This window comes from Dickeya parazeae Ech586, assembly GCF_000025065.1.
In the GTDB taxonomy this organism is placed as follows: Bacteria; Pseudomonadota; Gammaproteobacteria; order Enterobacterales; family Enterobacteriaceae; genus Dickeya; species Dickeya zeae.
This window is the reverse complement of sequence record NC_013592.1, coordinates 1300954-1314513: the sequence shown is the minus strand read 5'-3', so window position 1 is coordinate 1314513 and position 13560 is coordinate 1300954. Positions and strand designations below refer to the sequence as shown.

General features: G+C 56.6%; 11 protein-coding genes. 7 read left to right on the top strand and 4 right to left on the bottom strand.

Annotated features, from left to right (window positions below; translation table 11 throughout):
* Positions 1-10 precede the first annotated feature (10 nt).
* The 3 genes from phrB to DD586_RS05905 all read right to left on the bottom strand — a co-directional run bounded on the left by phrB (position 11) and on the right by DD586_RS05905 (position 2977).
* A complete protein-coding gene (phrB, locus tag DD586_RS05915; protein ID WP_012883898.1) occupies positions 11-1456 on the bottom strand; it encodes a deoxyribodipyrimidine photo-lyase in 1446 nt (481 codons plus the stop codon).
* A 186-nt stretch (positions 1457-1642) separates the two neighbouring features.
* The gene (locus DD586_RS05910; RefSeq protein ID WP_012883897.1) at positions 1643-2602 is read right to left on the bottom strand and encodes a YbgA family protein; all 960 of its coding nucleotides are present in this window, start codon (positions 2600-2602) and stop codon (positions 1643-1645) included.
* A 168-nt stretch (positions 2603-2770) separates the two neighbouring features.
* Positions 2771-2977, bottom strand: a complete 207-nt coding sequence (locus tag DD586_RS05905) for a YbfA family protein (RefSeq protein WP_012883896.1) — start codon at positions 2975-2977, stop codon at positions 2771-2773.
* A gap of 387 nt (positions 2978-3364) precedes the next feature.
* Between DD586_RS05905 and kdpF the strand changes: the two genes are divergently transcribed.
* From kdpF to DD586_RS05870, 7 genes are all read left to right on the top strand, one after another.
* Positions 3365-3478: a K(+)-transporting ATPase subunit F gene (kdpF, locus tag DD586_RS22450; RefSeq protein ID WP_049779755.1), complete on the top strand. Its 114-nt coding sequence runs from the start codon at positions 3365-3367 to the stop codon at positions 3476-3478.
* Complete coding sequence (gene kdpA / locus DD586_RS05895) at positions 3478-5163, top strand: potassium-transporting ATPase subunit KdpA (RefSeq protein ID WP_012883895.1); 1686 nt, start codon at positions 3478-3480, stop codon at positions 5161-5163. The genes kdpF and kdpA overlap by 1 nt, the downstream gene beginning before the upstream one ends.
* A 14-nt stretch (positions 5164-5177) precedes the next feature.
* Positions 5178-7244 (top strand): potassium-transporting ATPase subunit KdpB, encoded by a 2067-nt coding sequence (gene kdpB / locus DD586_RS05890; RefSeq protein ID WP_012883894.1) that lies wholly within the window; start codon positions 5178-5180, stop codon positions 7242-7244.
* Positions 7245-7259: 15 nt separating this feature from the next.
* A complete protein-coding gene (gene kdpC / locus DD586_RS05885) occupies positions 7260-7835 on the top strand; it encodes a potassium-transporting ATPase subunit KdpC (protein WP_012883893.1) in 576 nt (191 codons plus the stop codon).
* A 50-nt stretch (positions 7836-7885) separates the two neighbouring features.
* The gene (gene kdpD / locus DD586_RS05880) at positions 7886-10615 is read left to right on the top strand and encodes a two-component system sensor histidine kinase KdpD (RefSeq protein ID WP_012883892.1); all 2730 of its coding nucleotides are present in this window, start codon (positions 7886-7888) and stop codon (positions 10613-10615) included.
* Positions 10612-11301 carry a two-component system response regulator KdpE gene (kdpE, locus tag DD586_RS05875; protein ID WP_012883891.1) on the top strand — a complete coding sequence of 230 codons (690 nt, stop codon included), beginning with the start codon at positions 10612-10614 and terminating at the stop codon, positions 11299-11301. Before kdpD ends, kdpE begins: the two co-directional genes overlap by 4 nt.
* Positions 11302-11404: 103 nt before the next feature.
* Positions 11405-11833 carry an EamA family transporter gene (locus tag DD586_RS05870; protein WP_012883890.1) on the top strand — a complete coding sequence of 143 codons (429 nt, stop codon included), beginning with the start codon at positions 11405-11407 and terminating at the stop codon, positions 11831-11833.
* 63 nt (positions 11834-11896) lie between these two features.
* On the opposite strand, the gene pgm is transcribed toward DD586_RS05870, so the two are convergent.
* Positions 11897-13540 carry a phosphoglucomutase (alpha-D-glucose-1,6-bisphosphate-dependent) gene (gene pgm, locus DD586_RS05865; RefSeq protein ID WP_012883889.1) on the bottom strand — a complete coding sequence of 548 codons (1644 nt, stop codon included), beginning with the start codon at positions 13538-13540 and terminating at the stop codon, positions 11897-11899.
* Positions 13541-13560 lie beyond the last annotated feature (20 nt).

Genomic DNA, 13560 nt, shown 5'->3' with positions numbered 1-13560 from the left:
CTTGTGCTCCTTAATGCTGTTGTGGCGATGATGCCGCTTCCTGTTTGGCAGCTTCGAATGCCGCCAGCGTGCGCGTGCGCGCCTGTTTATGATCGACAATCGGTGCCGGATAATCGATACGCCGGTGCTGGCAGGCAGCCCAGTCATGAGGCTGATGTACCGCCTTGCCCGGAATCTGCGCCAACTCGGGTATCCAATGTCGAATGAACTCACCGTCCGGATCGAAGCGCTCACCCTGCGTGGTCGGATTGAAAATACGGAAATAAGGTGCAGCGTCAGTACCAGTGGAAGCAGCCCACTGCCAGCCGCCATTATTGGCCGCCAAATCGCCGTCCAATAGACGGCTCATGAAATAACGCTCACCTTCACGCCAGTCGATCAGGAGATCTTTCACCAGAAAACTGGCGCAGATCATGCGAAGCCGGTTATGCATCCAGCCCGTCTGGTTTAACTGACGCATCGCCGCATCAACGATGGGATACCCCGTTTCCCCGCGCTGCCACGCGGCCAGTTCATCCGGCGCGTGACGCCAGGCTACACGCCGCGTCCAGCCAATGAATGGCTGGTGCCGACACAGCGACGGACTAAACACCAACAGGTGGCGGTAAAACTCACGCCACACCAGCTCGTTGAACCAGGTAAACGCGCCGCCCTCCGGCTGAGACAGCCAGTCAGGGTGTTCCATTCTTAACCGGTTGAAACACTGGCGTGGCGACAAAATACCCAGCGCCAGATAGGGTGATAGCTTGCTGGTGGCAGGTCGCGCAGGCAGGTCGCGCAACGCATGGTAGAAGGCTACCTGCTCGCGGCAAAACTGGCGCAGGCGCTGCACCGCCGCCGCCTCACCGACCGGAAAATCCGCATGAACCTCCGCTTGCGGATAGTCGAACGGTGCCAGCGGCGCTAGCGTGACGTCCCCCTGTTGGCGGGTAACCGGCGCAGGTAACGAGCTGACATCCTGCAGTTGCAGGCGTTTGATAAAGGCCGTACGAAATGGCGTAAACACCTTGTACATCTCGCCAGACCCTGTCACCACGCTACCCGGTGGCAATAACAGGCTGTCATCAAATTCCCGACACACGGTCACCCCCGCTAAAGCCTGGGTCAGTTGCCCATCACGCTGGCGTTCATTCCATTCATACTGACGGTTGTAAAATAGCTGCGTGACCTGACGCTCGCGGCAAAAGTCAGCCAGCCAACGCACACTGGCGGCAAAATCGTCACATTGCTGGTAGTGCAGCGGGATGCCTTTCTCCTGTAGTGCTTGTTGCAAACAGCGTAAATTACCCAGTAAAAATGCAGCCTGACAGGGTGCCATATCATGGCTGGCCCACTGTTGCGGCGTGGCGATAAACACGGCTTCTACCCGCGCGTCGGGATCCTGGCAGGCGGCGTGTAACGCCAGATTATCGGTAAGGCGTAAATCGTGGCGAAACCAAACCAAATGTGTGGTCATGAACCATCCTTAACGTCGTACTACTTAAAACAAAGACCTGATTAAAACGAAGACCTGACTTAAGGCCTGTCCCAGTTGGGATTATTAGCGCAGCGAATAAACCGGAGCGTACACGGAGTACGTGAGGATTTCGAGCACTGCTCAATACCCAAATGGCAAGAGAAATAGCCCTAATGGGATAGGCACTTAGTGGCCATAGCGTAACCGCAGTGCTTCCGGGTAAGGATCAAAATAGCGCTGCTGCGACAACCAGGCATCCGGGTATTCTGTCATGTAATGACGCAACAAGGTAAGCGGTGCCAGTAAGGGTTGGACGCCCTGACGATAGCGCTCGATCAACTGCGCTAACTCCTGCCGCTGCCCGGCGGTCAATTGACGGCGAAAATATCCCTGCACGTGCATCAACACGTTGGTGTGATTGCGGCGGGAGGCGGGGTGTGACAACAGCGTCATCAGTCGCAACCGGTACTGTGCCGCAAACGCATCCAGAGAATCCCACTGGTCGATTGCGGCGACAAACGGCCCCAGTTCGCGGTACGCCGGTTGCGAATGCGCCAGCAACAACAATTTATAACGGCTATGGAAACTCATGAGTGCGCTACGGCTCAACCCGCTTTGCCATAACTGATTGAATTCGTGGAGCGCATAAACGCGGGTAATGAAGTTCTCACGCAGCATCGGATCGTGCAGGCGTCCATCTTCTTCCACCGGCAGCCAGGGTAACGTTTGTTGTAACTGCCGGGTAAACAGCCCCACCCCGCTTTTACGGGCGTTATTCTGAGCAGGTTCATACACCTTGACCCGCTCCATGCCGCAACTGGGGGATTTGGCACAAACAATATAGCCACACAGATGCGCCAGTTCCGCTGTTCTGGCAGCGGAAAACGCGGCCATCTTTTCAGTCGCATCCAGCCCGGAGCCATTGCTGGCTAACAACCGGATGTCCCCTGCATCCGACTTCACCAGCCGCAACGCCGGGCGAGGTACTGGCAAACCTATCGCCATCTCCGGGCATGTCGGTTCAAAATGGAAATAAGGCGCTAACTGTTCAACGGCAAAAGCAAGCCGTTTGTGCCCACCATCAAAACGTACCGGATTACCCAGCAGGCACGCACTAATACCAACGGAAATCAGATCGGCGGTCATGATATCTATCCCCTTGATTAAACGAGAGTGCTATTGCCATAGCATAGCAGAGCGCAGGAAAGCGCCGCACAGAGAAGCGGTCAGAAAGCCAGCAAAAGAAACAGGGGGAAAAAACGGATGGGCAGAAAAGCGCAACGGTCGCCGAAGCGTCCCGTTACATCGGGTCAATCAGTAAAAATACCCGGCGGCGTGTTCCGACTGCTCCAGCCACACCGGCTTGTCGCTGGTCTTAAGCCATACACGATGCAGATAGCTATAAAAACGAGCACGACCAGGCCAGAACAGCATAACCGGCAGCGCCAACGTACCCGCCAACACAACGCCGATGCGGCGCAGCACAACCCGATACCAAGGATACACAACATAAGACATCATAATTACGCCTCCCTAACACACCCTAATCTGATTAAATCCTACACTCATCGGACCAGATAACAACACCAGAAGTGACTATTTTTTCATACCCACCAGTAAGTTAAATTTAGGTTAATCTTTTAACTACCACGTCACATATCGCTATCTTGTCTTGGCATCGCGTTAGAGCGACACGACTGGCTAACCACCGTCCCATCGCCACCCTGGCACTAGCCTAACTGACGTATCTTTCACCATTTTTATACTTTTTTTACGCCCGCTCCGCGGAAATTTGCACCTTCTTTTTCTCACTCTGCGTAGCCTGAATCGTGCAGGAAGACGCCCATTATTCAGGTGTGCGGTCATCAGTAAGATACCGCAGCCGAACAGGGCGACGGCAGAATAAACGTGTCAACACCGTTGGAGGTGACTGTGAATATTGGCCTGGTGGCAGGCGGTATGCTGGTGGTTTTACTGCTAGTTTACCTTTTTTATGCATTGCTCAACGCGGAGGAATTCTGATGCCCAGCGATGCTTTTTTACTCATCGTCAGTCTGTTTGCACTCCTGTTAGTGCTGGCACAACCGCTCGGCCAGTTTATTGCCCGGTTGGTGGAAGGGGAAACCGGCGCATTACGCCGTTATGAACTGAGCGCAGCCCGGCTCTGCGGCTTTTCAACCCGTGAAATGGGCTGGCAGCACTACGCGATCGCCATTCTGGCATTCAACCTGTTGGGTATCGTGCTGCTGTTTCTGATACTCCTGTATCAGGATCATTTGCCGCTGAACCCACAGCAGATGCCGGGGATGTCCTGGCATCTGGCGCTCAACACCGCAATCAGTTTTGTCACTAACACTAACTGGCAGGCTTACAGCGGGGAAAGTACTCTGAGCTATTTCAGCCAGATGGTAGGGCTGACAGTACAGAATTTCTTGTCCGCGGCGACCGGTATCGCCGTCGCATTTGTGCTGATGCGCGCCTTCGCACGCCGCACTACCCACGAATTGGGCAACGCCTGGCTGGATCTGCTACGCATCAACTTGTACCTGCTGCTGCCCATTTCATTGCTGCTCAGCCTGTTCTTCATCAGCCAGGGAAGCATTCAAAACTTCCTGCCTTACCAGCATATCACTACGCTGGAAGGCGCATCGCAGGTGCTGCCGATGGGGCCATTGGCCTCACAGGAAGCGATAAAAATGCTGGGTACCAACGGCGGCGGATTTTTTGGCGCCAACTCGGCCCACCCGTTTGAAAACCCGAATGCATTGACTAACTTCGTGCAGATGCTGTCCATCCTGCTGATCCCAGCAGCGCTGTGTTTTGCCTTTGGCCGGGTGGTCAACGATCGCCGTCAGGGTCATACCCTGCTGTGGGCGATGTCGCTGATGCTAATCGTTGCAACAGTGGTCGTGATGTATGCCGAAGTGAGTGGTAACCCGCATCTGTTATCGCTGGGGGCGGACAGCGCGCAAAACATGGAAGGTAAGGAATCGCGCTTCGGTGTACTGGCATCGGCCTTTTTCGCCGCCATTACCACCGCCACGTCTTGTGGTGCGGTTAACGCCATGCACGATTCGTTTACCGCGCTGGGTGGTCTGATCCCGATGTGGTTGATACAGATTGGCGAAGTGATCTTCGGCGGCGTAGGTTCCGGTTTTTACGGCATGCTGGTGTTCGTCTTGCTGACCGTATTTATCGCCGGACTGATGATCGGCCGTACCCCGGAATACCTGGGTAAAAAAGTCGAGGCATGGGAAATGAAAATGGCGGCGTTGGCTATTCTCATCACCCCGGCGCTGGTGTTACTGGGTACGGCACTGGCGCTCAGTACCGAAGCCGGTCGCGCCGGTATTCTGAACCCCGGTGCACACGGGTTTAGCGAGGTGCTGTACGCCTACTCGTCTGCCGCCAACAACAACGGCAGCGCGTTTGGTGGTCTCACCGTCAACACCCCGTTTTACAACGTGACGCTGGGCATCGCCATGCTGGTAGGGCGTTTCTCATCGCTGATTCCAGTACTGGCTATCGCCGGTTCGCTGGTGGCGAAAAAACGCCAACCGGAAACCCAAGGGTCGTTATCCACCCGTGGTCCGCTGTTTATCGGCCTGCTCATCGCCATCATTTTACTGATTAGCGCGTTGAACTTTATCCCTGCCCTGGCACTGGGTCCCGTTGCCGAGCAGTTACAGTCAAGTCTGGTTCACTGAGCCGGAGAAAGAAGATGATTCGTAAACAGCAAACGCTTTTTGATTCCGCTCTGTTGCGTAACGCGCTGGTGGATTCAGTAAAAAAACTCGACCCACGCATCCAGTGGCGCAACCCGGTGATGTTCGTGGTGTATATCGGCAGCCTGCTGACAACCGGTATCTGGCTGGCTATCGCCAGCGGTCATACCGACGGTAGTGCCGGGTTCACCGGTGCTGTCACGCTGTGGTTGTGGGTAACGGTCTTGTTTGCCAATTTCGCTGAAGCACTGGCGGAAGGCCGTAGCAAAGCACAGGCTGAAGCCCTGAAAGGGGTGAAGAAAACCAGTTGGGCCAACAAACTGGCTACCCCGCATCACGATGCCGCCACCCAGCAGGTACCGGCTGATAGCTTGCGTAAAGGTGACATAGTGCTGGTGTCCGCCGGTGAGATGATCCCCTGCGACGGTGAAGTGCTGGAAGGCGGAGCCTCGGTGGATGAAAGCGCCATCACCGGTGAATCCGCACCGGTGATCCGCGAATCCGGCGGCGATTTCGCCTCGGTGACCGGCGGTACCCGCGTACTGTCCGACTGGCTGGTGATCCAATGCACCGTCAACCCCGGCGAAACCTTTATCGACCGCATGATCGCCATGGTGGAAAACGCCAAACGTCGTAAAACGCCGAACGAAGTCGCACTCACTATTTTGCTGGTGGAACTGACCATCATCTTCCTGCTGGTAGTCGCGACGTTATCGCCGTTTTCCTGGTTTAGCGTACTGGCTAACAACAGCGGCTCGGTCATCAGTATCACCGTTCTGGTGGCGCTACTGGTGTGTCTGATCCCTACCACTATCGGTGGATTGCTGTCCGCCATTGGTATCGCCGGTATGAGCCGTATGCTCGGTGCCAACGTCATCGCCACCAGTGGCCGTGCCGTTGAGGCTGCCGGCGACATCGACGTGCTGCTGCTGGACAAAACCGGCACCATCACGCTCGGCAACCGTCAGGCGTCAGCGTTTCTGCCAGCACCGGGGATCAGTGAACAATCGCTGGCGGATGCGGCGCAACTGGCGTCACTGGCGGATGAAACGCCGGAAGGTCGCAGCATCGTGGTGCTGGCCAAGCAGCGCTTTGGCCTGCGTGAACGCGCGCTACAGGATTTAGATGCCACCTTTGTGCCGTTCTCAGCGCAAACACGCATGAGCGGTGTCAACATTCAGGGCCGCACTATCCGCAAAGGCGCGGTGGACGCGTTGCGTCGCTACATTGAAGCCAATCAGGGGCATTTCCCGGCTGAAGTGGAAGACGCCGTCGCCAGCGTTGCACGACAAGGCAGCACCCCGCTGGTAGTGGCGGAGGGCAAACGCGTGTTGGGCGTAGTAGCGCTGAAAGATATCGTCAAAGGCGGTATCAAGGAACGCTTCGCTGAACTGCGCAGCATGGGGATCAAAACCGTCATGATCACCGGCGATAACCCGCTGACTGCCGCCGCCATCGCCGCCGAGGCTGGCGTAGACGACTTCCTGTCGGAAGCCACGCCGGAAGCCAAGCTGGCGCTGATTCGTCAGTATCAGGCGGAAGGCCGCATGGTCGCCATGACCGGTGACGGCACCAACGACGCCCCAGCGCTGGCACAAGCCGATGTGGCGGTAGCCATGAACTCCGGTACTCAGGCGGCTAAAGAAGCGGGTAACATGGTGGATCTGGACTCCAACCCCACCAAGCTTATCGAAGTGGTACACATCGGCAAACAGATGCTGATGACCCGAGGGTCACTCACCACCTTTAGTATCGCCAACGATGTGGCCAAGTACTTCGCCATCATCCCGGCGGCGTTCGCGGCAACCTATCCGCAGTTGAACGCGCTTAACGTTATGCACCTGCACTCCCCTGCTTCGGCGATGTTGTCTGCGGTGATCTTTAACGCGCTGGTTATCGTGTTCCTGATCCCGCTGGCGCTGAAAGGGATTAGCTACAAACCTATGAGTGCGGCGGCATTGCTGAGCCGTAATCTGTGGATTTACGGGCTGGGCGGCCTGCTGGTGCCGTTCATCGGCATCAAGCTGATAGACCTGATCCTGACCGTCACCGGACTGGCGTAACCAAAGGTAATCATCATGAATTATATTCGTTCTTCTCTGGTGCTGTTGCTGCTGATGACTCTGGTAACCGGCGTGGCTTATCCCTTGCTGGCTACCGCGCTGGGGCAATTGCTGTTCCCGGCGCAGGCCAACGGCTCCCTGCTCTACCAACAGGACAAGCCGGTTGGATCGTCACTGATAGGCCAGGCATTCAGCCGTGACGGGTACTTCCAGGGACGCCCATCCGCGACCTCGGACAGTGCCTACAACACCATGGCGTCTGGCGGCAGCAATCTGGCGGTCAGTAACCCGGCGCTGGACAAAGCCATCAGCCAGAATGTCGCCGCCTGGCATCAGCGTCACGGTGATAACGATGCCGTACCGGTCGATCTGGTCACGGCATCGGCCAGCGGCCTTGACCCACACATTTCGGTACAAGCGGCACGCTATCAGGCCGGACTGGTCGCCAAAGCCCGCGGTTTGTCGCAGGATCAGGTGGATCAATTAATCAATAGCCATACTGATACGCCAATGCCCGCATTTATCGGTGCGCCGGTAGTGAATGTCGTAGAATTGAATATGGCGCTGGATAAGCTTAAACAGCTTCCCTGATTAAAGCACCGCAGTGTCGCCAGAACAGACCCGATTGATGAGGAACAGAAATGACCGACGAGGAACAACGTCGACCCGACCCGGATAGCCTCTTAAGCCAGATTGAGGAGCAGCCGCGCGGTAAACTCAAAATCTTCTTCGGCGCTTGTGCAGGCGTAGGTAAAACCTACGCCATGCTACAGGAGGCGCAGCGTCTGAAAGCACAGGGGCTGGACGTACTGGTCGGGGTGGTGGAAACCCACGGGCGCAGCGAAACCGCCGCACTGGTGGAAGGCCTACCCTCCCTGCCGATGAAGAAGATCAGCCACTACGGTCGCCATCATCATGAGTTTGATCTGGATGGGGCTCTGGCACGGTGCCCGGCGATCATCCTGATCGACGAACTGGCGCACAGCAATATCCGCGGTTCTCGCCACCCCAAACGCTGGCAGGACGTTCAGGAACTGTTGGATGCTGGCATCGATGTCTTCACCACCGTCAACGTGCAGCATCTGGAAAGTCTCAATGATATCGTGGGCGGTGTCACCGGTATCCGGGTACGGGAAACCGTTCCCGACCCGATTTTTGACGACGCTAACGAGGTGGTGCTGGTGGACCTACCACCTGATGACTTACGCCAGCGTCTTAATGAAGGCAAAGTTTACTTGCCGATGCAGGCAGAACGCGCCATCGAAAACTTCTTTCGCAAAGGCAATCTGCTCGCCCTACGTGAGCTTGCACTGCGGCGTATGGCTGACCGGGTGGACGACGAGATGCGCGCGATGCGCGCCAGTCAGGGGCGTGAGCGGGTCTGGCATACTCGTGATGCCATCTTGCTGTGTATCGGTCGCGGGGTGGGCAATGAAAAGCTGGTGCGTACCGCCGCCCGTCTGGCTGCCCGCCTGGGTAGCATCTGGCATGCGGTGTATGTTGAAACACCCGGCTTGCATCGCCTGCCGGAAGGCGATCGGCGGGCCATCCTGCGTGCCCTGAAGCTGGCGCAAGATTTGGGGGCGGAAACCGCCACCCTGTCTGACCCTTCGGTAGAGCGCGCGGTATTGCGTTACGCTCGCGATCATAATCTCGGTAAAATTGTCATTGGGCGTCACACCGAGCAAAAGCTCGGCTGGTGGCGTCGCACCCGCTTTGCCGAGAAGCTCGGCAAGTTAGGGCCAGATCTCGATTTGCTGGTGGTGTCAGTGCAGGACGATGCTACACCGCCACCGCCCAAAGCACCGGAGATCCGGGGAATTACCGATAAATGGCGGTTACAACTCTACGGCTGCGGTGTGGCGGTGCTGCTGTGCGCGCTAATCACCCTGCTGGCGCTGTGGTCGCCCTTCTCGATGCTGGAGCCGGTCAACCTGGTGATGCTCTACCTGCTGGCCGTGGTGATCATCGCGCTGTTTTATGGCCGCTGGCCATCCGTCTTCGCTGCCGTCATCAATGTCGCCAGTTTTGATCTGTTTTTCGTAGTACCGAAAGGTACCTTCGTTGTCGCCGACGCACAGTATCTGGTCACGTTTGCGGTGATGCTGACTATCGGTATTCTGGTGGGAAATCTGACCGCCGGGGTACGTTATCAGGCCCGCGTCGCCCGCTACCGCGAACAGCGGGTGCGCCATCTGTACGAAATGTCCAAAGCGCTTAACCGCAGCCTGTCGGTGGAGGATATCGCCAAAGCCAGCCATCATTTTCTGCGATCTACGTTTCAGGCCAAGATAGCCATTTTGCTGGCTGAACCACTGTCTTCCCCAACGGCGGAGTTACAGCAGGTTGCGCTTGATGAACCCGAGCAATTGATCGTCGATAAAGCGATTGCCCGCTGGAGTTACGATCATGCCGCTCCTGCCGGTGCCGGTACCGCCACACTGCCGGGCGTGCCTTACCAGTTGCTACCGCTGGCAACGTCACAACTGACGTTTGGCGTCATCGCCGTCGAGCCCGCCAACGCACGTCAGTTAATGATCCCGGAACAGCAGCGCATGCTGGAAACCTTTACGGTGCTGATCACTAACGCACTGGAACGGCTGCATTTGGTCAACAGCACGGAAAATGCACGTCTGGACGCTGAACGCGAGCAACTGCGTAACTCACTGCTGGCCGCGCTGTCCCATGATTTACGCACCCCGTTGACGGTACTGTTCGGTCAGGCGGAAATCCTGACGCTCAACCTGGCCTCTGAAGGTTCTCCCTATGCCCCACAGGCCAGCCAAATACGCCAGCACATTCTCAGCACCACGCGTCTGGTCAACAACTTGCTGGACATGGCGCGCATCCAGTCTGATGGCTTTAATTTGCGTAAAGAGTGGCAAACGCTGGAAGAGTTAACCGGAAGCGCATTACGGCAGTTGGAAAACTCGCTGGCAAGCAATACTATTCATTTACGGTTGCCGCAGGACATGATACTGGTGTACTGCGACGCCAGCCTGATCGAGCGGGTGCTGATCAATCTGCTGGAAAACGCCATCAAATACGCAGGTGAGCAGGCGACCATTACCCTTTCTGCCAGCCGTATCTCCTCGTCAGCGTCCGGCGATGTGCTGGAAGTGCAGATTCAGGATAACGGCCCAGGCATCCCCATCGGTCAGGAAAAAATCATTTTCGACAAGTTTGCCCGCGGGCACAAAGAGTCTTCGATTCCCGGCGTCGGGCTGGGGTTGGCGATTTGCCGGGCGATTGTAGAAATTCACGGCGGGAAAATCTGGGCCACCAACGCCGACGAAGGCGGCGCGGTGTTCCATTTTACCCTGCCGTTGGGTGCGCCACCGGCGCTCGAACCTGAAGAGATGGAGTCTTGACCCTGTTACAGACCAACATACTGATCGTAGAAGATGAAAAAGAGATCCGGCGTTTTGTCCGCAACGCGCTGGAAGGTGAAGGCTGTCGCGTGTTTGAAGCCGAAACGCTGCAACGGGGGTTGATAGAAGCCGCGACGCGCAAACCGGATCTCATTATTCTTGATCTGGGTCTGCCCGACGGCGACGGCATTGATTACATCCGTGATCTACGGCAGTGGAGCGCTATTCCGGTTATCGTGTTGTCAGCCCGCACCGACGAACAGGACAAAATCGCCGCACTGGATGCCGGTGCCGAAGACTATCTCACCAAACCCTTCGGCATTGGCGAACTGCTGGCACGCTCACGGGTCGCGTTACGTCGTTTTAGTACTCCCCAGCAGGAAACCCCGCTGATTACCTTTTCTAATGTCACCGTGGATTTGCTCAACCGCCAGGTTATCCGCAATCAGCAGGAACTGCACCTGACGCCCATCGAATTCCGACTACTGTCCACCCTGCTCGCCAGCCCCGGCAAAGTGCTGACACAGCGCCAGCTGCTCAATCAGGTCTGGGGCCCTAATGCCGTAGAACACAGCCATTACCTGCGAATCTATATGGGGCATTTACGCCAAAAACTGGAAGATGACCCGGCACGCCCACGTCACTTTCTGACCGAAACTGCCATCGGCTATCGGTTTATGCCCTAACTGGCACCTTTTAATGATTCGTGACGCTGGCGCCCTGCCCGCGTCAGGCGTAGCATCCTGATTTTTCGCCACAAGACGCTAACCAATAGAGAGAAGATAAGTGATGAGTAGCTGGTTACTTTACGCTTTACTGTCGGCGCTATGCGCTGCACTGGTGGCGCTGTTTGGTAAAATCGGCCTGCAACAGCTGGATGCCAATACGGCCACCGCCATTCGGGCCGTGATTATGGCGTTGTTTCTGGTCGGCGTGGTGGTGGTGCAAGGCAAATCCTCACTCTTCGGCACCGTATTGGCCAACCATAAAGCGATGTTGTTTATCGTATTGAGTGGTGTGGCAGGGGCGCTGTCCTGGTTGTTTTATTTTATGGCACTGAAAAGCGGCAGCGTCGCGCAGGTCGCGCCTATCGACAAACTTAGCGTGGTATTTGCTGTCATTCTGGCTGTGCTGCTACTGGGTGAAAATATATCGCTGCTGGCGGGGGTGGGCGTCGCGCTTATTTCTGTCGGCGCGTTGCTGGTAGCATTAGCATAGGTGGAGTCACTGTCATAAAAAAGGCGCTGCTTACACAGCGCCCTGATTAAAACCGATGACGCATTACTTCGCGTTGCTCAGCACCGCGCTAACGATTTCCACCGCTTCTTTCTCGATTTTTTCACGGTGTTCAGCACCGAGGAAACTTTCGCAATAAATCTTGTAGGCTTCTTCCGTGCCAGATGGACGAGCGGCAAACCAGCCATTGTCGGTCATCACTTTCAGGCCGCCAATCGATGCACCATTACCGGGCGCAGCAGTCAGACGGGCCGTGATCGGGTCACCTGCCAGCGTACTGGCGGATACCATTTCCGGCGATAGCTTCGACAAGGCCGCTTTCTGGGCATGCGTTGCCGATGCCTGCAAACGGTTGTAGCTCGGTGCACCAAAACGTGCCGCCAATTCATCATAATGCTGCTGTGGGTTCTTACCGGTTACCGCGGTGATTTCCGCAGCCAGCAGGCACAGAATGATACCGTCTTTATCCGTCGACCAGGGTGTGCCGTCAAAACGCAGGAACGAGGCGCCAGCGCTCTCTTCACCGCCGAAGCCCAGCGTCCCGTCAAACAAACCATCCACAAACCATTTGAAGCCGACCGGCACTTCCACCAGTTTACGGCCCAGATCGGCCACTACACGGTCGATCATCGCACTGGATACCAGTGTTTTACCCACTGCGACCGATTCGCCCCACTGCGGACGATGACGGAACAGATAGTTGATAGCGACCGCCAGATAGTGGTTCGGATTCATCAACCCAGCCGGGGTGACAATGCCGTGGCGGTCATAATCCGGGTCGTTGGCGAAGGCCAGATCGAACTTATCGCGCAGCGACAGCAGGCCAGACATCGCCGAAACCGACGAGCAGTCCATACGGATAACACCGTCGTGGTCCAGCGTCATAAACCGGAACGTCTGATCGATAGCATCGTTAACCAGCGTCAGATCCAGCTGGTAGCGCTCGGCGATGCGCTGCCAGTAAGCAATGCCGGAACCACCGAGCGGATCCACGCCAAGTTTCAGGCCCGCACGCTGGATAGCGGCCATGTCCACCACCTCACCCAGCGACTCGACATACGCCTCGACCAGATCGCGTTCGTGCAGGTGGCCGCTCTGGCGAGCGAGATCCAACGACTGGCGCTTCACCTCACGTAAGTTATCCGCCAGCAGTGCGTTAGCACGTTTTTCAATCACGCTGGTGAGATTGGTATCCGCCGGGCCGCCATTAGGCGGGTTGTATTTAATACCACCGTCTTCCGGCGGGTTATGCGATGGGGTAATCACGATACCGTCCGCCAGTGCGCCGCCCTGGCGGTTGTGCACCAGAATCGCGTTCGACACCGCCGGTGTCGGGGTAAACCCGTTATCCTGCTGGATAATGACGTCGACACCGTTGGCGGTCAGCACTTCCAGTACGGAAATGAACGCCGGCTCGGACAGGGCGTGGGTGTCTTTGCCCACATAGCATGGCCCCGTGATGCCCTGACGGCTACGCTCTTCAGCAATCGCCTGAGCAATCGCCAGAATATGGGCTTCATTGAAACTGTGGCGAGCGGCACTGCCGCGGTGGCCTGAAGTACCGAATTTAACCGACTGAGCCGGATTGCTCGCATCCGGGCTCAACACATAATACTGGGACGTCAACTGTGCGACATTAATCAGGTCGCTTTGCCGGGTAGGTTGTCCGGCTCTCGGGTGATTAGCCATTGGCGTTTCTTCCTGACGCA

Excerpts from the sequence above, each read along its gene's own strand:
- phrB (WP_012883898.1), bottom strand. The coding sequence starts at position 1,456 with ATGACCACACATTTGGTTTGGTTTCGCCACGATTTACGCCTTACCGAT.
- DD586_RS05910 (WP_012883897.1), bottom strand. The coding sequence starts at position 2,602 with ATGACCGCCGATCTGATTTCCGTTGGTATTAGTGCGTGCCTGCTGGGT.
- DD586_RS05905 (WP_012883896.1), bottom strand. The coding sequence starts at position 2,977 with ATGATGTCTTATGTTGTGTATCCTTGGTATCGGGTTGTGCTGCGCCGC.
- kdpA (WP_012883895.1), top strand. The coding sequence starts at position 3,478 with ATGCCCAGCGATGCTTTTTTACTCATCGTCAGTCTGTTTGCACTCCTG.
- kdpB (WP_012883894.1), top strand. The coding sequence starts at position 5,178 with ATGATTCGTAAACAGCAAACGCTTTTTGATTCCGCTCTGTTGCGTAAC.
- kdpC (WP_012883893.1), top strand. The coding sequence starts at position 7,260 with ATGAATTATATTCGTTCTTCTCTGGTGCTGTTGCTGCTGATGACTCTG.
- kdpD (WP_012883892.1), top strand. The coding sequence starts at position 7,886 with ATGACCGACGAGGAACAACGTCGACCCGACCCGGATAGCCTCTTAAGC.
- DD586_RS05870 (WP_012883890.1), top strand. The coding sequence starts at position 11,405 with ATGAGTAGCTGGTTACTTTACGCTTTACTGTCGGCGCTATGCGCTGCA.
- pgm (WP_012883889.1), bottom strand. The coding sequence starts at position 13,540 with ATGGCTAATCACCCGAGAGCCGGACAACCTACCCGGCAAAGCGACCTG.